Source organism: Ensifer sp. ENS06, from assembly GCF_014852205.1.
Lineage (GTDB): Bacteria > Pseudomonadota > Alphaproteobacteria > Rhizobiales > Rhizobiaceae > Ensifer > Ensifer adhaerens.
In genome coordinates, this window is sequence record NZ_JACVBC010000001.1 from 521,679 (window position 1) to 540,207 (window position 18,529).

Consider the following 18,529-nt stretch of genomic DNA (forward strand, 5'->3'; position numbering starts at 1 on the left):
TCAGGCACCGCGGGTTGGGATGCGATTTTCGAAGGTGCGGAAGGCCACCACCAGAATTCCGGTGAGGCACATGTAGATGAGTGCGAGCAGCAACAGCGGCTCGTAGGTGAGGAAGGTTTCCTGCCGCACCTTGGAGATGACCGCATAGACGTCGACGACAGTCACGGTCGCGACAAGTGGCGTCGATTTCAGCTGCAGCACCGTTTCGCCGTTGAGCGTTGGCAGAGCCCGATGGATGGCGCGCGGCAGCCAGATGCGGCGGAACATCGTCCAGCGGCCCATGCCATAGGCCTTCGCCGCCTCAAGCTCGCCGTTCGGAACGCCGGCAAAAGCGCCGCGCATGACCTCGCCCTCGTAGGCCGCAAAGGAAATGGTCAGCGCCGCCACGCCATAGGGCCACGCTTCGCGCAGGTAAGGCCAGAGGAAGGACTGGCGGATCGCCGGAAATTGCGGGAACAGCGAGCCAAGACCATAATAGAGCAGCCAGAGCTGCAACAGCAGCGGCGTGCCGCGGATCACGGTACAAAACACCTTGGCCGGCAGTTTCAGGAACCAGGGGCCGGTGACCTGCACGAGGCCGATCGGCACCGCCAGCAGGAAGCCGAGGATGGCGGTGCTGAACAGCATCATCAGGCTGACGAGGATGCCCCAGCCAAGCCGTGGCAGGTAGCGCGGCAGCCAGTCCCAGCGCATGAAGACGGCGACGGCGACGACGAAGGCGGCAAAGACCAGCATCATGAGGATGCGGTGCGGCAGGAAGAAGCTCTTCGCCGTAGGCAGGTCTTCGGGCGTAAACGCAACGGCGTGGGTGGTTTCGTCGGTCATCGGCTCTCCGCAAAACCGCGTCGGGCATGGCGTTCGAGCATGCCGATGAACACGTTGGAGATGAGTGTCAGCGCCAGGTAGAGCGCGCCAGCCGCCAGGAAGAACAGGAGGTAGGCCTTGGTCGTGCCGGCCGCCTGGCGGGTGACCAGCGTCAACTCGCTGAAGCCGACGACGGCGAGAAGGGCCGTGTCCTTGGTGGCGATCAGCCAGAGATTGGAGAGGCCGGGAATGGCATAGGGCAACATCGCCGGCAGGGTGATGCGGCGCAGAACCATGGCCGGCGACATGCCATAGGCGCGCGCCGCCTCGATCTGCCCGGCGGGCACCGCCTTGATCGCGCCGCGCAACACTTCGGTCGAATAGGCACCCTGAACGACGCCGATGACGAAGATGCCGGCCATCAGGCCGCTGATGTCGACCGGGCCAACCGAAAACAACGCCAGAACCTGATTGAGCAGGTCGGTGCCGGCATAATAGAGCAAGAGGATCAGCACCAACTCGGGCACTGCACGCACGACCGTGGTGTAGCATTCGAGCAGATCGCGCAGAACCGGGCCGCCATAGAGCTTGCCGAAGGCACCGCCGATGCCGAGCGCCAGGCCGAGCGTGAAGCCGCCGACGGCGATCTGGATGGAATTGAAAAAGCCTTGCAGCAATACGCCGCCCCAGCCGGGTGCTGAAAGCGAGAGCAGGCCCCAATTGATGAGGGAATCCGCAGCCATGCGTCGTCGAGCTCCGATGGCGCCGGCCGGCGATCGCTGCAGGGCTGCGGTCTTTGTCAGACGCGACAATCGCTGCGACGGTTCGATCGCCGGCCGATCGCGCCTTATCCGCCGTAGATGTCGAAGTCGAAGTACTTCTTCGAGAACGTATCGTAGGTGCCGTTGTCGCGGATCGCCTTGATGGCGGCGTTGATCTTGTCCTTGAGCTCGGTTTCGCCCTTGCGCAGGCCGACGCCGACACCCGGGCCGATCACGGCGACGTCTTCGGCAACGTCGCCCTTGTATTCACAGCATTCCTTGCCCTGGTCGGTCGCCAGAAACGCCTTGAGCGCGATGGCATCCGCCTGCACCGCATCGAGGCGGCCGGCAGCGAGGTCATTGTTGGCCTCGTCCTGCGTCTGGTATTCCTTGACCTCGACGCCCGCCGGCGCGAAGTGCTTGGCGGCATAGGCCTGGTGGACCGTCGAGACCTGGACGCCGAGCGTCTTGCCCTTCAGCCCTTCCGGCGAGGAGTTCATCTCGACGCCCTTGGTGCCGATGATGCCGGTCGGAGTGTTGTAGTACTTGTCGGAGAAATCGATCGTCTTCAGGCGCTCGTCGGTGATCGACATCGAACTGATGATCATGTCGATCTTCTTCGACGTCAGTGCCGGGATGATGCCGTCCCAGGCAACCGGCGTCAGCACGCATTCGAGCTTGGCCTCGGCGCACATTGCGTTCATGAACTCGACTTCCCAGCCTTCCCATTTGCCGCTGGCGTCAGGCGCTGTGAACGGCGGATAGGGCTCCGCTGCGACGCCGACCTTCAGCGCTTCCGCCGACGCCGCGACGCCGCCGCTCACGGCGATCGCCGCCGCAACGGCTAGGACTTTCAATGCCTTCTTCATGCTGTTCCCCTTTTTGGTTGTTTAGCATTCAGGAATTCAGTGAATGGAACTGATGAACTTCTTGAGCCTTTCCGATTTCGGTGCGCCGAAGATCGCCTCAGGCGGACCCTGTTCTTCGATCACGCCGTTGTGGAGGAAGACGATGTGGTTGGCGACGTCGCGCGCAAACTTCATCTCGTGGGTGACGAGGATCATCGTGCGCTTTTCGCGCGCGAGGTCCCCGATGACAGTGAGAACTTCGCCGACGAGTTCGGGATCGAGTGCCGAGGTCGGCTCGTCGAAGAGCATGACGAGCGGCTGGATGGCAAGCGCTCGGGCGATCGCGGCGCGTTGCTGCTGGCCGCCGGAAAGGAAGGCCGGGTAGGCGTCGCGTTTCTCGTAGAGACCGACGCGTTTCAGCAGGGTTTCGGCGGTGGCGACCGCTTCCGCCTTCGGCTTGCCGAGCACATGGATCGGCGCTTCGATGACGTTTTCAAGGATGGTCATGTGCTGCCAGAGGTTGAAGCTCTGGAACACCATGCCGAGCTGGCTGCGGATGCGCTGGACCTGTTTGCGGTCCTCCGGCACCAGGCCGCCGCGACCGTCGGATTTCATCCGGATCTTTTCGCCATGCACGCTGACGCTACCGGCGGAGGGGAGTTCGAGGAGGTTGATGCAGCGAAGGAAAGTGGATTTGCCGGAACCGCTGCCGCCGATGATGGCGATCACGTCGCCCTGCTTCGCTGTGAGCGAAACTCCCTTCAGCACTTCCAATGGCCCGAAACGCTTGTGCAGGTCAGTGACCGCGATTGCCTGGGCCGCATCCGTCATCGGCGCGCCGCTCCCATGGCTCTGCGAGCTTTTTCTGTCAGCATCGAAACAGTTCCCCTGTCGTCTTCCGTGCGGCATCTTTGGCCTGTCACGGGTTTTTGTTGGCCGGCATGGTTGCACTTGTGCCGCTATTGTTCAAGCGTATAATAATAGACGTCGTCGATTTTTTGACGCCCGCCGATCGTTCGATTTCCCGTAGGAGCCGCCCATGCCGCCGTTCTGGCCGAAGCCTTTGCCGACCGCGCCTGAACAGCATTTCGCGCCGGTTCGAGAGCAGAGTGCCGCATGAACAGACGCAGTTTTCACCGCGCGCCGGAAGGCGAGCGCCGCCAGGAATTGATCGAAGCGACGCTCGACTGCATCTCGGAATTCGGGCTGAAGGGCGCAACCGTTCGGCAGATCGCAATCCGCGCCGGCGTGACCGCCGGGCTGGTGCGCCACTACTTCGAATCGAAGGACCAGATGGTTGCCGAGGCCTATCGCGCCGTCATCGCCTCGCTCACCGAAAAGGCGACCAAGGTCGAGGGCGATCCGGAAACCCGGCTCCGGGATTTCATCGCCATCAACCTCACCGAGCCGGTGGCGGACAGCCGCAGCATCTCGCTCTGGGCCGCCTTCATCAGCCAGGTCCGGGTCGATCCGGTGCTGTCGGAGATCCACCGCGAAGGCTATCTTGCCTTTCGCAATTCGCTGCAGGAACTGCTTGCCGATTTCCTTGCGACCAAAGGCAAGCCGGCCGACGCCGAAACCTGCCGGGCCTTCGCCATCGCCATCAACGGGTTGGTCGACGGCCTCTGGGTCGAGGGCTGCCTTGCCGGCGATCTCTTTCGCGAAGGCGAGCTCGTCGCCATCGCCATGTCTTCGGTCGAAGCGCTGCTCGGCACGAAGATCGGAACTGCAAAACAATGAAAACGGGAGAAAGCACCATGCGCTACGCGTCCATCACCGAACGTCTTGCCGATCTTGGTTCGGGCAAATGGTCGCTGCATATCCGTGCCCGCCAATTGAAGGCGAGTGGTGCCGACATCATAGAACTGACGATCGGCGAACCGGATCTTCCGCCGGACCGCGCCCTGCTCGATGAATGCCAGCGCGCGATGAATGCGGGGCGCTATCGCTACTCCAACGGCCGCGGTGAACCGACGGTCGTGGCGGCCGTCGCGGAGAAATACCGTCGTCGCCGTGCCGATGTGACGAACGAGAACGTGCTCTGCTTCCCCGGCACGCAGACGGCGCTCTTCGCCGTGATTCTCGGGTTGGCGGAGGCCGGCGATGCCGTTCTCGTCGGCGATCCGCTCTATGCGACCTATGAAGGCGTGATCCGCTCGACCGGCGCGCATCCGGTGCTGGTGCCGCTGAAGCCGGAATTCGGCTTCCACATGCAGGCCGAAGATCTGGAAAAAGCGATCACGCCGGAGAGCCGCGTGCTGCTGCTGAATACGCCACACAATCCGACCGGCGCCGTGCTGACGGCGGAAGAAATTGCCGCGATCGGCGAGGTCGCGCGCCGTCACGATCTCTGGATCGTCTGCGACGAGGTCTATGAGGAGCTGGTGTTCGACGCCGTCTTTGCCTCGCCCTTCGACAATCCGGATCTTGCCGAACGCACGATCGTCGTCTCGTCGATCTCCAAGTCGCATGCCGCGCCTGGCTTCCGCAGCGGTTGGGCGGTCGGTCCGGTCGAGTTCACTGAGCAGTTGCTGCCGGTCTCCGAAACGATGCTTTTCGGCACGCAGCCCTTCATCGCCGACATGACGGCCTATGCCCTGACGCATGACATCGATACGGCGCGCCGGATGCGCTTGTCCTACAAGTCGCGCGCCGCGCAGATCGTCGCCGGCCTTGCCGGGGCGCCCGGCATCGAGGTGTTCGCGCCGGAAGCCGGCATGTTCATCTTGATTGATGTTTCCGGAACCGGTCTCGACGGCGATGCGTTTGCCTGGGCGCTGCTTGAAGAAGAGGGGGTTGCCGTCATGCCCGGATCGTCCTTTGGCGATGAAGCACAGAACTATCTGCGCGTCAGCCTGACCGTGCCCGATGGTGCCATCGACGAGGCCTGCCGCCGCATCTCCGCACTTGCCGAGCGGGCCAGCCTGCGCAAGGAGCGCTGCGCATGACCATGGAAAGAACGGTTGGAGAAGTCCTGGTCGACCTGCTCGAGGCCAATGGCGTCGAGGTGGTTTTCGGCATTCCCGGCGTGCACACGGTCGAGCTCTACCGGGGCCTCGCTGCATCGAAGATCCGCCACGTGACGCCACGGCATGAACAGGGCGCCGGCTTCATGGCCGACGGCTATGCCCGCGTCAGCGGCAAGCCGGGCGTTGCCCTCGTCATCACCGGGCCCGGCCTCACGAACACCATCACGGCGATGGCGCAGGCGCGCCAGGATTCGATCCCGATGCTGGTGATTTCAGGCGTCAATCGCCGCGATTCGCTCGGCCATGGGCGCGGCCTGCTGCACGAGCTGCCCGACCAGCACGGCATGATGAAGACGCTGGCGCTCTATTCGCACACGCTCCTCAATCCGGAAGACCTGCCTTTCGTCGTCGACCGCGCCTTCTCGGTGCTCGTCTCCGGTCGGCCGGGACCGGTGCATATCGAGATCCCGACCGACGTGATGTCGGCGAAGATCACGCCGCAGGCGCTGCGGCCGGCAACGGCCACCCGACCGCGCTCCGACAGCGAGACGCTGCAGCGCGCGGCGATCCTCTGCGCCGACGCCTCGCGCCCGGTCATCATCTGCGGCGGCGGCGCCCTGACGGCGGAGGCGGAAGTTGCGGAGCTTGCCGAAAAGATCGGTGCGCCCGTCGTCACCACTGTCAATGCTCGCGGCATGTTCTCGGGCAGTCCCTTGAGGGTTCCTGCGAGCCCCAGCCTGAAGGCGGTGCGGTCGCTGCTGAAGGAGGCCGACCTGGTGCTGGCGCTCGGCACCGAAATGGGCCAGACCGACTACGACATGTATGCCGATGGCGGCTTTCCGGCCCTGCGCAACCTGATCCGCACCGACATCGATGCGGCGCAGCTCGCGCGCGGGCCGCATGCGGCGCTCTCCGTCCTCTCCGGCGCCAAGGCGGCGACGGCGGGCATCCTCGCCTTTCTCCCCGGTCATGCTGCGAAGGATGGAGCGGGACGGGCCGAAACGGCGCGGAGGGCGGCGCTGAAGGAACTGACGCCGAAGATGCGGGCCGAGATCGGCATCATCGACACCATCTACAAGTCTCTGCCGGATTGCACCGTCGTCGGCGACTCGACCCAGGCCGTCTATGCCGGCAACCTCTACTGTGATGCACCGCGGCAGCGTAGCTGGTTCAATTCGGCGACCGGTTACGGTTCTCTGGGCTATGCGCCGCCAGCAGCCGTCGGTGCAGCCGTCGCCGATCCGTCTCGGCCGGTCGTCTGTCTCGTCGGCGACGGTGGCTTCCAGTTTTCGCTCGCTGAAATCGGGTCTGCCGTCGATGCGCAGGCGCAGGTCATCTTCCTCGTCTGGAACAATGACGGCTACCAGGAAATCGAAAGCTACATGGTCGATGCCGGCGTTACGCCGGAGGGCGTCAAGCCTTCGGCGCCGGACTTCCTGATGGCGGCGAAGGCCTATGGCGTCGAGGGACGGCGGCTTGCTTCCGTCGCCGATCTCTCACAGGCGCTCGCCGAGGCGGCGAAGCGCAAGGGACCGTCGCTTATCGAGATCCACGAGCGGCGAACGAGCGGCATCACGGCCTGAGCAACGACAACCACGAAACGGGCCGGATTTGACTTTTCCGGCCCGGAATGGTGTTAAAGGCGCCCATGCTCGATTCCGGCCACGTTCTCTAGGTAAGGTCGGGCATTCGGGCTCAATTTTCGTCTCGCTGGCGTGCAATCGCCAGGGAAAGGGACCGCGTCCTCGATGGACCGCATGGGTGGTGGCAGCAAGAACATACAGGCCGGCCGGCTTCTCGCTGTGCTGTGGCTGTTCTGCGCCTCCTTCGCAATGCAGGTCATCTCGGTCGGACAGAGTATCCCGTCCCGTTCGGCCTCCGGTGCCCAGGCCGGCAACGTCACCGACACCGGTTCGACTGACCGTCCCGCCGCCCGGCAACTCTCGCGGGCGACACCGCTTTCAGACCTTCGGTTTACGGCCGAGCGCAAGGACGCCAAGTCCGCGGCCGATGATGGCTTGCCGGCGCTCTTGCCGGCATCGCTCGAACTCGAACTTCCCCGTTCGTCGGACGGGCGGATTTTCCGCGAGTTCGCTGCGTATCTTGGCGGGGCCTCGAACCCTGGCCCCCATATTCGCGCGCCTCCCGGCGCCTGATCCACAACGCGGATTTTGGCTGGCTGGCGGCTTCGGCTGCAGCTCTGCCCTTTATGAAACAAGCCCTGACGACGCGCCCCGTGCCCGCGCAGGCTCTTCTGGAACCACAACATGCGTACATCGAAATGGGCGATTCTCGTCTATGTCGTCGTGATCATCTTCGGATGTATCGCGGCGCTTCCGAACGTGCTGACGCCGGCACAACGTGAACAATTTGCAGGCTGGCTGCCGGTCAAGCCGGTAACCCTCGGCCTCGACCTCAAGGGCGGCTCGCACCTCGTGCTCGAAGTCGATGCTGCCGGCCTTCGCAAAGCTCGGCTCGAAACCCTGCTTGACGATACGCGCCGGGCGCTCCGCGCCGAGCGCATCTCGGCCTCCTCGGCCCGCATCGCCGGCGATACCGTTACCGTGAAGATCGAAGATCCGGCCGACCGCGAAAAGGTTCTGCCGAAGCTGAAAGAGCTGGCGGCCCCTGTCGGCACGCTTGGTTTCGGCGGCGCGGCTTCCGATATCGAGGTGACCGAGAACGGCGACAGCATCAACATCGCGATGACAGAGGCCGGCCTTGCCGACCGCACCACCAAGGCCGTCGAACAGAGCCTCGAGATCATCCGCCAGCGCGTCGACACCGTCGGCGTTGCCGAGCCGCTGATCCAGCGTGTCGGTTCCGACCGCATTCTCGTCCAGCTTCCGGGCCTCGAGGATCCGACGGCACTGCGCCAGCTCTTGGGCTCGACCGCGCAGATGAGCTTCCACATGGTGGACCAGACCGTGGATCCCAACCAGCCGGCGCCGCGCGGCGTCGACATTCTGCCGGGCGCCCACGACAACAACAAATATGCGGTCGAAAGCCGCGTCGCGATTTCGGGCGAGCGCCTGGCCGATGCCAAGGCCGGCTTCGACCAGCGCACCAACGAACCGATCGTGTCCTTCACCTTCGACGCGCTCGGTGCCCGCCAGTTCGCGGAAATCACCCAGGCTGCCGTCGGCCGGCCCTTCGCGATCGTTCTTGACGGCAAGGTCCTGACGGCTCCTGTTATCCGCGAGCCGATCATCGGCGGCAACGGCCAGATCAGCGGCAACTTCACCGCACAGGAAGCGACCGTTCTGTCGGCGCTGCTGCGCTCCGGCGCGCTTCCGGCACCGCTCACCGTTATCGAGGAACGCTCCGTCGGCCCGAACCTCGGTTCCGACTCGATCCGCATGGGCATCTACACCGGTCTTGCCGGCTTCGCGCTCGTCGTCACCCTCATGGTCGTGCTCTACGGCGCCTGGGGCATGATCGCCAATGTCGGCCTGGTGCTGCACACGATCCTGACCATCGCGCTTCTCGCCATGCTCGGCTCGACGCTGACCTTGCCGGGTATAGCCGGTATCATTCTCGGCATCGGCATGGCGGTGGACGCCAACATCCTGATCAACGCGCGTATCCGTGAAGAAACGGAAGCGGGTGCCGGCGCGATGAAGGCGCTCGATATCGGCTTCAACAAGGCCTACGCGACCATCATCGATAGTAACGTCACGACGCTTTCGGGCACCGTGCTCTTGTTCGCCTTCGGCTCCGGCCCGGTCAAGGGATTTGCCGTCACCATGATGCTCGGCATCATCATCTCGATGTTCACCTCGATCACCGTCGTTCGCCTGATGATGCGTGAGGTCGTCGTCCGCCGGAAGATGAAGAAGCTCGAGATCCCGTCGCTGTTCGGCAAGGTTCCGAAGCTTCCGTCCTTCTCCTTCATGAAGGGCCGCTTCGTCGCCATCGGCATGTCCGCCTTCCTGTCGGTCAGCTCGGTGGTGCTGTTCTTCACGCCCGGCCTCAACTACGGCATCGACTTCGTCGGCGGTATCCAGGTCGAAACCACCTCGAAGAACACGCTCGACCTTCCGACGCTTCGCCACAATCTTGAAGCGCTCAACATCGGCGAAGTGGCGCTGCAGGAATTCGGCCAGGACAAATCGGTCCTGATCCGCGTCCAGCGCCAGCCGGGCGGCGAGCAGGAACAGACGGCAGCGCTCAACCGCATCAAGGATGCCGTCGTCCAGACGATCCCGGATGCGAGCTTCGAGCGCACCGAAGTCGTCGGCCCGACCGTCAGCACCGAGCTTGCCCGTTCGGGCTTCCTCGCTGTCGGTCTCGCGATGGTGGCGATCCTGCTTTACATCTGGTTCCGCTTCGAATGGCACTTCGCCGTCGGCGCGATCGCGGTCCTCTTGCTCGACATCACCAAGACGATCGGCTTCTTTGCGCTGACAGGCATCGACTTCAACCTGACGGCCATCGCCGCGCTCCTGACGATGATCGGCTACTCGGTCAACGACAAGGTCGTGGTTTATGACCGCATGCGCGAGAACCTCAGGAAGTACAAGTCGATGCCGTTCTCGGATCTCATCGACATGAGCATCAACCAGGTGATCGCACGATGCATCTTCACCTCGATGGCCACGGCCTTCTCGCTGGTGCCGATGGCGATCTGGGGCGGCGATGCCGTCAAGAGCTTCGCCTGGCCGATGATCTTCGGCGTGATCGTGGCAACGACCTCGTCGATCTATATCGGCGGCCCGATCCTGCTGTTCCTCAATCGCTGGTGGAAGGATCGCGAAGCATCCCGCGGTGGCACAACCACGCCGCAGGCGGGCACGCCTGCTGCCTGACATCCGGCACTGGAACACAAAACGTGAAGGGGCGGCCCGACGGGCCGCCCCTTTTTTGTCCGAATGTGCTGTCTTTATCCACCCGTGCCTTGCAGACTGATTCTTCGCTTCCTAAATAGCGTAGGTCTCCGGGTCCGGAACGGGTGGATGGATTTTGCGTACATCGCCCCTTGAATTTAAAGGGTGAAGAAATTTTTTCTGCGTCTTCATCTTTTTAATTGACGGAATTGGTAGATTATTCTAGTTTGCCATTACGTGAACGCGGGGAGTCCGCCTCACGGTTGTTCATCGAACGCTCCGGCATTGCTGATGCCGGGCCAGCCAAAGGAGTGTGACATGTCCGAAACCGTCTCGACCGCCGCCTTCTTCGGCACGCGTCTCCTTTGTCGCGCAACAGAGAAAAAATGGCTCATTCGCAATCTTTGCCGAATGTGACCTTCGAACTCCTCGAACTTTATCTTTTGCCGAAATTGAAAGTTTCCGCGCCGACAGCGTGGATGGAGCGTTATTTGTATGAGCAAGCAGGTTATCGAATTTGGCGGCGAAGCCGTCGGCGTTGTTGTCCCGGATGAAGATCGCTTCAAGTTCCTGGCGGTGAAGTATCACGTCTGGGACCTGGACGCGAAGCGCTTCGGCTCGGCCGATGAAGCGCGCGCCGCAATCCGGCAGCTGTTGGCCCACCAGGCCGTCCAGGCCAAGCGGCAGAACCACAGCGCCGCTGCCTGAAGCCGCAGTTGATGCGGATGAGAAAAGCCGGTTTCGGCTTTTCTCCCGCATCCACCGCGAAGACATCCGCAAATCTTGCCGCATCGGCCGCACGCAATTGCCCGCGACATCGCTCAATTCCCCACTATAATTATATGTTGGCAGTACGTTTCTTGTGCTATGCCAATATATATTTGCATTTGCGCGGATGATTCCCGTTTTCTGGGGTGCCGCCGCAGGGAAAGCGTGCCGGAATGCTGACGAAGAAGGGAAAGTACGGACTGAAGGCCTTGGTCGATCTTGCTCGGCTGGAGCCGGGGGAAACTGCCTTCATTACCGAGATCGCGCAGCGCAACAATATCCCGAAGAAGTTCCTGGACACGATCCTGCTTGAGCTGCGCAACGCCGGCATGCTGCGCTCGAAAAAGGGGCCTGGCGGCGGCTACTCGCTCTCGCGGCCCGCTTCGGAAATCCGTATCGGTCACGTGATCCGCACGCTGGACGGGCCGCTTGCGCCGATCCGCTGTGCGAGCCGCACGGCCTACGAGGTCTGCGAAGATTGTAACGATCCCGAGACCTGTCAGGTGCGGGTGTCGATGACGACGGTCCGTGATGCCGTTGCCGCCATTCTTGATTCGATGACGCTCGAAGAATTCGCGGCCGACAAGTCGATGCCGCTGGAAATGGAAGAAAAGCGCGCCGGCTGACGAAAACGCCGCGGTTCACGCCAGTTTTCCCCCGAACTCTGCTTCCAAGACTTGGTTTGCCAAGAAAAAGCGCTTATCTGCCGTCAATGGTCTGGCGGGCAAATTCGTGCCTGTTGCTTAAGTCTTCGCAGAATTGGGGTCATCATGGGTTTGAGACATGCATCGGCGGATGATCGCACTGCACTTGCGGCTTTGGAGTCGATCGGCCGGACGCTGACGACCGCGATGGCCGGCATCAAGGCGCTGGCGGACCAATTTGGCGCTGACGAAGTTTTTGCGCGCAGCGTCGTCGAAGCCGTCGAACTGATCGGCGAAAGCCAGGGACGCGTCGTCGTCTCCGGCGTCGGCAAGAGCGGCCATATCGGCCGCAAGATTGCAGCCACGCTGGCATCGACGGGAACATCCGCCTACTTCGTGCACCCGACCGAAGCGAGCCATGGCGATCTCGGCATGGTCACCTCGCAGGACGTGCTGATCCTGCTCTCCTGGTCGGGCGAGACGGCCGAGCTTGCCAACATGCTCACCTATGCAAAGCGCTTCAACGTGCCGATCGTCTCGATCTGCGCCAACCGCGACAGCGTGCTTGCCCGCAACTCCGAAGTGCCGATCGTCTTGCCGAAGGTTCAGGAAGCCTGTCCGCACGGCCTCGCGCCGACGACCTCGGCCATGCTGCAACTCGCCATCGGCGACGCGCTCGCCATCGCGCTTTTGGAGCGGCGCGGCTTTTCGGCCGAGGATTTCAAGACCTTTCATCCGGGCGGCAAGCTCGGCGCGCAGCTGCGGCTGGTTCGCGAGCTGGCGCATGACGGCGCCCAGATGCCGCTTCTCAGCGTCGGACGCCCGATGAGCGAGGCGCTGATCGAGATGTCGTCCAAGGGTTTCGGTGTCGTCGGCATCGTCGACGATGGCGGCAAGCTGGCCGGCGTGATCACCGACGGCGACCTGCGTCGTCACATGTCCGGCGACCTGCTGCTGCAACCGGTCGAGGCGGTGATGTCGCGCAATCCGCGCGTGATCCGCGGCGACGTGCTTGCAAGCGGCGCCATGGAATTCATGCAGCAGCATAAGGTGACCGTGCTCTTCGTCGTCGACGACGGCGGGGCGCCGGTCAGCATCCTGCATATTCACGACCTGCTGCGCGCCGGCGTCGTCTGAGACTGCCAAGGCGGCTCTCCGCCTGGCGAAAGCAGCCTACCCCTTCACCACGGCGGGCCAGTCGCTCGTCGTGCCCGGCTGCACCGGCCGTTCCAGATAGGTGGAAAGCACCACATAGCTGCGCGTCGCCTTGACGCCCGGCGTGTCGTAGAGCCGCGCCAGAAGCCCTTCGAGCGCATGCGTGCTTTCTGTGCGCACCTTGAGCAGCATGCAGGTGTCGCCGGCGACCGAGTGGATCTCTTCCACTTCAGGGCATTCCTCGATCGCAAGCAGCGCCTGCGTCTTGCCCCAGCCGGTCGTGTCGACATGGACGAAGGCAAGCAGCGTCTTTCCGACCGCGTCCGGATCGATGAGCGCCGACACGCGGCGGATCGCGCCCGAACGCCGGAGCCGCTTCACCCGTTCATGCGCCGCCGGCGGCGAAAGTCCGACGCGTTCGCCAAGCTCGGCATAGCTCGTGGACGCGTCCTCGACGAGGACGCCTAATAGTTTTCGGTCCATCGCGTCGAGGTCGCGCTCCGGCGGACGCTTCCGCCGAACGTCATCTGTATTTTGGTCCATACCGAGAATTCCTCTTGTTGCTGAATTTCATTCTGCAAAAATGAGGGAATGACGAACATCAATCAACAAATTTCGCCAGATTCGATCGACAGGACCTCGATCGACAGGGCGCGCATCCCGCCCTTCGCCTATGTCCTGACCGTCTGCATCGGCGTCATCGGCTCCAACTCGCTGGCGCTCGGACCAATCGCGCCGGAGGTGGCGCGGAGCCTCGGCACGGATGTTCCATCGGTAATGGTCGCTTCGGCCGCCTTCGGACTGGGCACGGCCGTCAGCGCCATCTTCCTTGGCCGCTTCATCGACCGGTACGGCCCCCATCGCATTCTGGCTGCCGCGCTGTTGCTTCTGGCCGCCGGGCTCACCGGTAGCGCGCTTGCGCCCATGCTGGCGTTCCTGGTCGCCGCCCAACTCGTTGTCGGCGTCGCCACCGGCATTGCGCTTCCGTCGATCTACACGCTGGCCTCGGTCATCGCGCCGGCCGGACGGGAGAGCGAGACGATCGGCCTGGTGCTGACCGGCTGGACGCTGAGCATGGTGGCCGGCGTGCCGCTATCGGCAGCGATTGCTGACTTCGGAGGATGGCGCGCCGTTTACTTCGTCGTTGCCGTAGCCACGCTGGTTGCTTGCGCTGCCGTCAGGCTCGCGCCGGTGCGGGAAGGTCTGGCCGGCAAGACAACGTCGCCGCTCGCGGCGCTTGGCGTGCGTGGCGCCGGACCGCTGTTGATCGCCTGTGCTGCCTTCATGGCCGCCTTCTACGGCGTTTATGCCTATATCGGCGAACACCTGCACGCAGCGCTCGGGTTGCCCCTCAGCGCCAATGGCCTCGTGGCCGTTTCCTACGGTTTCGGCTTCGGTGCGGCGGCACTACTCGACCGGCTGATCGACCGCTTCGGCGCTGGCAGGTTGCTGCCTCTGATTTTTCTCGTCGTCGCCGGCGTTTATGCGGCGATGGCGGCCGTGAGTAGCTCCTACACGGCCATGCTGGTCGTCGTCTTTTTCTGGGGCCTTGCCAACCATTTCGGTCTCAACGTGCTGATCATGCGGCTGACGGCGCTCGATCCCACAAGGCGTGGCGCGATCATGGGGCTGAACAGCGGCGTCACCTATCTGTCGCTCTTTTTGGGAACGCTTGGTTTCGGCGTGGTTTATGGCGGGGCTGGTTTTTCCGCGCTGCCCTTGGCCGCGGCCGGCCTGATGCTGGTCGCCGCCATCGCCGCAGCGCTCGCGCCGCGCCAGGTCCCCGCGATGTGAAAACGGCTACCCTTGGCGGGAAGCGGAAGGCGCGCGTTTCGCAGGCTTTTGGCGCGGCGCGGGGTCAATAAAGGCGCCAGGTTCGTTGAGGCTGCTTTCGTTCAGCCGCCGGGCAATCGCTTCCGCGCCGGCATCGGTTCCGGCGCGGGAATAAAGGTTGCCGCGCACCTGGATCGACGCGGCAAGCAGGCGGAACATTGCGACACTAAGTTCAGGCTCCGGCGCCTGGGGCGCCTGCCAGAAACCGTCGAGTGGCTGCTGATCGGTCAGACCGGCAATATCGAAGACGGCAGTGCCGAGCACTTTGACCGGCCGCCCTTGCTTCAGGGCGTGCAATCCGGCCGTCGAATTCACCGTGACCATGCCGGCGCTGGCCTCGCCAAGCGTATCGAGATTTCCGCCGTCCAGGTAGAAGACGCGCCCGCTCAAGCCAAGCGCCGCTGCTCGCTGCTCGATGAAGCTGCGCCACGGGATCAGGTCGTTGTCGAGCGGATGCACCTTGAAGACCAGGCGTGCATTCGGCGCGGCAAAGGCGCCGAACGAGGTCAGGACGTCAGCGATTGCATCCTTCTGGCTGTGGAAGGGCGAATGCGCCCTGAGCTGAAAGTCGGTTTCGAGCTGAAGCGGATAGACGAAGTAGGGCGCATCGTCCGAAAGGAGCTTCGTAACGGTCGCCACCGCTTCCGCGCTGCGCCGTTTCTCGGATAGCAGCCGGCGCACCCAGCCGGCGTATTCGGCGAGCGGATGGAAAATCCCGTGACGGCGGTAGTGCGGAAACAGGAACCAGAAAAAGACGTTCGGCAGATTGTAGAGCAGATCGTAGCTCGCATCGGCGAGGAACGTCTGGCTGTAGCGCTTGCGCCAGTCCGGCTCCGGCAGGTTTGACGCCGCCGAAAGGATCTGACCGGCGTCGTTCGGAAAATGGGAGTTCGACGACATGCCGTTGCGCTCGAGCGTCAGCCAGTCCGGCCGCAGATAGCCCATTTCGACAATCGCGACACTGACGCCGGCGTGCCGGGCGACGGCGGTGGCCGCCCTGTGGTAGGGCCGCTCTTCGCCGAGAAACAGCATATCCGTGACGCCGTGGGCCGCGATGAATGCCTCGAGATAGCCGGGCCAGGCGGCCGCCGTGCCGCGATAGTTGAAGCCGCCCTTGCGGCGCCAGAAGATCTGGTCGCCGACGTTCAGGTTGATCCTGAGACAGCGGTGGCCAAGGGCTTCGAGCCGGTCGGCGATCTTGCGGAAGATCGGCGAGGAGGGGCCCTGCAGGAACAGGAAGACCCGCTGTCTCGGCCGTGCGGCCCCACCGGCCGATGTCGTCGAAGCGTTCTCCATCCGCAGACCGCCGCTAGCGCAGCGTATCCTTTCTCAGGTTCGCGTGGTTGAGAAGCGCCTCGATCAGGTTCCAGGCCTCGACGCTGCTCGGTTCGGCCGGCTTATGGGACGACCGCTTCGCCTTGGCGAGCGGCACGATCAGATAGTCGGTGCGCGGATCCGGGAAGGGGTCGGCGAAGGATTTGAGCAGCGGTGCGTGATCGCCGTAGAAGACGAGCCAGACCGGACGGTCGAGCTTGTCGAGGTGTTCGCTCAATGTGTTGAGCGCCGCATCGGACTGCTCGAGGATGGCCAGATAGATGTCGACGGGATTGGTGAGGTCGCCGACGCGGCCCGGCTCCCATGGACCGTGATTGGCCATGGATGCGACGAAGATGAAGCCGCTTTCGTCTTCGGGCAGCTTCTCGCTTGCGTCGATCACCTTCGCCGCGAGCTTCTCGTCGGAGACGTAGGGTCCGTCTCGCTCTGGGCGATGGTCGAAACCGTCGAGCATCGTCAGCTTGGAGAAGCCGAGCTGCGGCATCGCCTTGTGCCTGAGGAAGAAGGTCCGGTCATAAGGATGGATGAAGTGGGTATTCCAGCCGGCACGCTTCAACTTTCCGGGCCAGACGACGTCGGCATAGTGCGATGCGCGCAGATAGGGATAGCTGGCGTCGACATGAATATCGTCGGGCACCAGGCCGCTGATCACGGCGAATTCGGTGCGCAGCGTATAGCCGCCTTCGAACACGCTGCTGAGCCGGCCCCACTGAACCGCCTCGCGCCGCAGCCGGTCGAGCGTCGGCAGTTTCAGCGTATCGACGCCGAAGTGCCGCATGTCGATGAAGGATTCCGATTGCCAGACGACGATCAGCGGCGAGCCGTCGTCACCGATCAGATCCTGCACGGCGGCCCGGACGATCTTGGAGAGATCCGCGACGATCTTTTCGCGACGCACACCGAGCCAGATGATGAAACGGAAGACGACCGAGCCGAAGGTACCGAAGCGCACCGTGTTCATCTTGACGTCGAGGACCTTGAGCAGCCGCTGTACCAGCGCGGCCGTCGGGCGGTTCACCGGGCCGTAGAAGAGCAGGAGCCAGGGACCATAGGCGATGCCGAGCATCACGAGGATCCAGAAGGCCTTCCCCCGGTCCGGCAGAATGGCCGGCTCGAAATACATGTAGAGGCCGGAAACGCCAAAGACGTAGAGGAAGGCGACGGTCCAGAAGACGACGTTCAGCGAGCTCGCATAGAAGATCGTCTTGTACTTGAACACGTCGACGACCAGCGCGATGTCGGAAAAGATCAGCGGTTCACGGATGAACTTGAACTTGGCGCGGGAAATGCCGGTGAAGATGATGAAGAAGCTCATCGTGCCCGCCGCCGCATAGAGCGGACGCCAGGATCCGGCGAAGAAACCGGCAAAGACCAGCGCGATGACAGGCAGGCGGGCAAGCACGTCGATCACGTCCTGCGTGCGCCCGAAAGGCGAAGGATTGGCGCGCCGCTCCCGCTTCGGCAGGGCGAAGCGGTCGGTGAAGAAGATCACCGCGCAGGACAGCAGATAACAACTAAGCGTCAGTGTTATCGGATAGTCGTGCAGCTGAAAGGGAAGCAACGCCAAGCGGAAACCTTCATGTCTTCATGCCGGCCGATGCCGCTTTATGCGGCACAGCGTCCGCCCGACACTTAGATCTTATCGATGCTAGGTACAAGCGCCGTCAGGTCCGGTGCTCGGACACTCCACGATTATGCGTCGCCGTGTTGCCGCACCGCACAATCGCCCGGTCGAACCACCAGTTGAGCAGGGGACGAACGGCGGGAGCGAAGCGTCCAAGTAGAAACAATGTCGTGCCGAAATAGACTTCGAACCGGCCGCGGTCGGTTCCCTTGACGATCCGCTTGGCCACCGCTTCGGCCGGCCAGGGCCGGACCGTGCCCATGATCGTGGCGGCTTCCGGCGGGCGAGCCGCCAGCTCGCGCTGAAACTGCGGCGTTTCCGTATCCGGCGGAAAACAGACGGAGACACTGACGCCGTGCGGACGGGCTTCTGAACGCAGCGCCTGGGCGAAGCCGTGCACGGCGAACTTGGAGGCGCAATAGGCCGAATAGCCATAGATGCCGAGTAGCCCTGCGCCGGACGAGATCATCATGATCCGGCCCCGACGGCGCCGCTTCATGCTGTCATAGACCGCCCGGACCGCATGCACCGTGCCGGAGAAGTTGGTGTCCATCTGCTGCCGGAACGAAGCGCTGTCGAGCTCCTCGAACCGGCCGGGTTCGACAATGCCGGCCGATGCTACCAGGATATCGCAGGGGCCGAAGGCCTGTTCGCACCGACGGATGGCCGCTTCGACATCGCTTTCCACCGCGACGTCGGCGGCCTCGATCCGGATGCTGTCGGCGTTTGCCCCACTGGATGCGATAAGTTTTGCCTGCGCGCCTTCCAGGAGGCCACGGGAGCGGGCAATCAGCGAGAGGCGCGCCCCGCGCCCCGCGTAGATCGATGCGACCGCAAATCCGATACCGCTCGAGCCACCGGTAATGATCACATGCGCCATGCTGGTATTCCGCTCCAGAGTTCGGGAGAGTGCGAAGCGGCTCTGCTTCCGCGACCACCTGACCCGGCAGCAAATGCGATCG

17 protein-coding genes are annotated in these 18,529 nt (G+C 63.3%); 9 read left to right on the plus strand and 8 right to left on the minus strand.

From position 1 onward, the window contains the following. The 4 genes from IB279_RS02585 to IB279_RS02600 form a co-directional block, all read right to left on the minus strand. Positions 1-825 (minus strand): ABC transporter permease, encoded by an 825-nt coding sequence (locus IB279_RS02585; RefSeq protein WP_034797068.1) that lies wholly within the window; start codon positions 823-825, stop codon positions 1-3. Next, positions 822-1,547, minus strand: coding sequence for an ABC transporter permease (locus IB279_RS02590; RefSeq protein WP_034797065.1), 726 nt, complete (start codon positions 1,545-1,547; stop codon positions 822-824). The genes IB279_RS02585 and IB279_RS02590 overlap by 4 nt, the downstream gene beginning before the upstream one ends. A 104-nt stretch (positions 1,548-1,651) precedes the next feature. Continuing rightward, on the minus strand, positions 1,652-2,434 hold the full coding sequence (locus IB279_RS02595) for a transporter substrate-binding domain-containing protein (RefSeq protein ID WP_034797062.1): 783 nt from the start codon (positions 2,432-2,434) through the stop codon (positions 1,652-1,654). A gap of 36 nt (positions 2,435-2,470) precedes the next feature. Further along, positions 2,471-3,244: an ABC transporter ATP-binding protein gene (locus tag IB279_RS02600; RefSeq protein ID WP_034797059.1), complete on the minus strand. Its 774-nt coding sequence runs from the start codon at positions 3,242-3,244 to the stop codon at positions 2,471-2,473. Positions 3,245-3,529: 285 nt separating this feature from the next. On the opposite strand from IB279_RS02600, the gene IB279_RS02605 reads away from it, so the two are divergent. From IB279_RS02605 to IB279_RS02640, 8 genes are all read left to right on the plus strand, one after another. Then, complete coding sequence (locus IB279_RS02605; RefSeq protein ID WP_192338970.1) at positions 3,530-4,153, plus strand: TetR/AcrR family transcriptional regulator; 624 nt, start codon at positions 3,530-3,532, stop codon at positions 4,151-4,153. A gap of 17 nt (positions 4,154-4,170) precedes the next feature. Further along, the gene (locus IB279_RS02610; protein WP_089043254.1) at positions 4,171-5,361 is read left to right on the plus strand and encodes a pyridoxal phosphate-dependent aminotransferase; all 1,191 of its coding nucleotides are present in this window, start codon (positions 4,171-4,173) and stop codon (positions 5,359-5,361) included. After that, entirely contained in the window at positions 5,358-6,965 is a 1,608-nt protein-coding gene (locus tag IB279_RS02615) for a 5-guanidino-2-oxopentanoate decarboxylase (protein ID WP_113186956.1), read from the plus strand. The genes IB279_RS02610 and IB279_RS02615 overlap by 4 nt, the downstream gene beginning before the upstream one ends. A 165-nt stretch (positions 6,966-7,130) precedes the next feature. Beyond that, the gene (locus IB279_RS37050; RefSeq protein WP_034797046.1) at positions 7,131-7,538 is read left to right on the plus strand and encodes a hypothetical protein; all 408 of its coding nucleotides are present in this window, start codon (positions 7,131-7,133) and stop codon (positions 7,536-7,538) included. A gap of 111 nt (positions 7,539-7,649) precedes the next feature. Next, positions 7,650-10,190 carry a protein translocase subunit SecD gene (gene secD / locus IB279_RS02625; protein ID WP_113186955.1) on the plus strand — a complete coding sequence of 847 codons (2,541 nt, stop codon included), beginning with the start codon at positions 7,650-7,652 and terminating at the stop codon, positions 10,188-10,190. Between the two features lie 513 nt (positions 10,191-10,703). Further along, a complete protein-coding gene (locus tag IB279_RS02630) occupies positions 10,704-10,916 on the plus strand; it encodes a hypothetical protein (RefSeq protein WP_034797039.1) in 213 nt (70 codons plus the stop codon). A gap of 233 nt (positions 10,917-11,149) precedes the next feature. Continuing rightward, on the plus strand, positions 11,150-11,602 hold the full coding sequence (locus tag IB279_RS02635; RefSeq protein WP_034797035.1) for an Rrf2 family transcriptional regulator: 453 nt from the start codon (positions 11,150-11,152) through the stop codon (positions 11,600-11,602). Between the two features lie 144 nt (positions 11,603-11,746). Beyond that, complete coding sequence (locus tag IB279_RS02640; RefSeq protein ID WP_060522323.1) at positions 11,747-12,757, plus strand: SIS domain-containing protein; 1,011 nt, start codon at positions 11,747-11,749, stop codon at positions 12,755-12,757. 36 nt (positions 12,758-12,793) lie between these two features. Here the strand turns inward: IB279_RS02640 and IB279_RS02645 are convergent, their stop codons facing one another. Further along, positions 12,794-13,318 carry an Lrp/AsnC family transcriptional regulator gene (locus tag IB279_RS02645; RefSeq protein ID WP_113186954.1) on the minus strand — a complete coding sequence of 175 codons (525 nt, stop codon included), beginning with the start codon at positions 13,316-13,318 and terminating at the stop codon, positions 12,794-12,796. Between the two features lie 48 nt (positions 13,319-13,366). On the opposite strand from IB279_RS02645, the gene IB279_RS02650 reads away from it, so the two are divergent. Next, positions 13,367-14,569 carry an MFS transporter gene (locus IB279_RS02650; RefSeq protein ID WP_113186953.1) on the plus strand — a complete coding sequence of 401 codons (1,203 nt, stop codon included), beginning with the start codon at positions 13,367-13,369 and terminating at the stop codon, positions 14,567-14,569. A 6-nt stretch (positions 14,570-14,575) separates the two neighbouring features. Here IB279_RS02650 and IB279_RS02655 read toward each other — a convergent pair whose 3' ends face one another. The 3 genes from IB279_RS02655 to IB279_RS02665 all read right to left on the minus strand — a co-directional run bounded on the left by IB279_RS02655 (position 14,576) and on the right by IB279_RS02665 (position 18,447). After that, on the minus strand, positions 14,576-15,904 hold the full coding sequence (locus tag IB279_RS02655; RefSeq protein ID WP_113186952.1) for a capsule biosynthesis protein: 1,329 nt from the start codon (positions 15,902-15,904) through the stop codon (positions 14,576-14,578). 13 nt (positions 15,905-15,917) lie between these two features. Continuing rightward, positions 15,918-17,510 (minus strand): LTA synthase family protein, encoded by a 1,593-nt coding sequence (locus tag IB279_RS02660; RefSeq protein WP_034797021.1) that lies wholly within the window; start codon positions 17,508-17,510, stop codon positions 15,918-15,920. A 97-nt stretch (positions 17,511-17,607) separates the two neighbouring features. Further along, complete coding sequence (locus IB279_RS02665; RefSeq protein WP_113186951.1) at positions 17,608-18,447, minus strand: SDR family oxidoreductase; 840 nt, start codon at positions 18,445-18,447, stop codon at positions 17,608-17,610. Positions 18,448-18,529 lie beyond the last annotated feature (82 nt).

Excerpts from the sequence above, each read along its gene's own strand:
- IB279_RS02615 (WP_113186956.1), top strand. The coding sequence starts at position 5,358 with ATGACCATGGAAAGAACGGTTGGAGAAGTCCTGGTCGACCTGCTCGAG.
- IB279_RS02610 (WP_089043254.1), top strand. The coding sequence starts at position 4,171 with ATGCGCTACGCGTCCATCACCGAACGTCTTGCCGATCTTGGTTCGGGC.
- IB279_RS02590 (WP_034797065.1), bottom strand. The coding sequence starts at position 1,547 with ATGGCTGCGGATTCCCTCATCAATTGGGGCCTGCTCTCGCTTTCAGCA.
- IB279_RS02665 (WP_113186951.1), bottom strand. The coding sequence starts at position 18,447 with ATGGCGCATGTGATCATTACCGGTGGCTCGAGCGGTATCGGATTTGCG.
- IB279_RS02585 (WP_034797068.1), bottom strand. The coding sequence starts at position 825 with ATGACCGACGAAACCACCCACGCCGTTGCGTTTACGCCCGAAGACCTG.
- IB279_RS02645 (WP_113186954.1), bottom strand. The coding sequence starts at position 13,318 with ATGGACCAAAATACAGATGACGTTCGGCGGAAGCGTCCGCCGGAGCGC.
- secD (WP_113186955.1), top strand. The coding sequence starts at position 7,650 with ATGCGTACATCGAAATGGGCGATTCTCGTCTATGTCGTCGTGATCATC.
- IB279_RS02650 (WP_113186953.1), top strand. The coding sequence starts at position 13,367 with ATGACGAACATCAATCAACAAATTTCGCCAGATTCGATCGACAGGACC.
- IB279_RS02600 (WP_034797059.1), bottom strand. The coding sequence starts at position 3,244 with ATGACGGATGCGGCCCAGGCAATCGCGGTCACTGACCTGCACAAGCGT.
- IB279_RS02595 (WP_034797062.1), bottom strand. The coding sequence starts at position 2,434 with ATGAAGAAGGCATTGAAAGTCCTAGCCGTTGCGGCGGCGATCGCCGTG.
- IB279_RS37050 (WP_034797046.1), top strand. The coding sequence starts at position 7,131 with ATGGACCGCATGGGTGGTGGCAGCAAGAACATACAGGCCGGCCGGCTT.
- IB279_RS02605 (WP_192338970.1), top strand. The coding sequence starts at position 3,530 with ATGAACAGACGCAGTTTTCACCGCGCGCCGGAAGGCGAGCGCCGCCAG.
- IB279_RS02635 (WP_034797035.1), top strand. The coding sequence starts at position 11,150 with ATGCTGACGAAGAAGGGAAAGTACGGACTGAAGGCCTTGGTCGATCTT.
- IB279_RS02655 (WP_113186952.1), bottom strand. The coding sequence starts at position 15,904 with ATGGAGAACGCTTCGACGACATCGGCCGGTGGGGCCGCACGGCCGAGA.
- IB279_RS02630 (WP_034797039.1), top strand. The coding sequence starts at position 10,704 with ATGAGCAAGCAGGTTATCGAATTTGGCGGCGAAGCCGTCGGCGTTGTT.
- IB279_RS02640 (WP_060522323.1), top strand. The coding sequence starts at position 11,747 with ATGGGTTTGAGACATGCATCGGCGGATGATCGCACTGCACTTGCGGCT.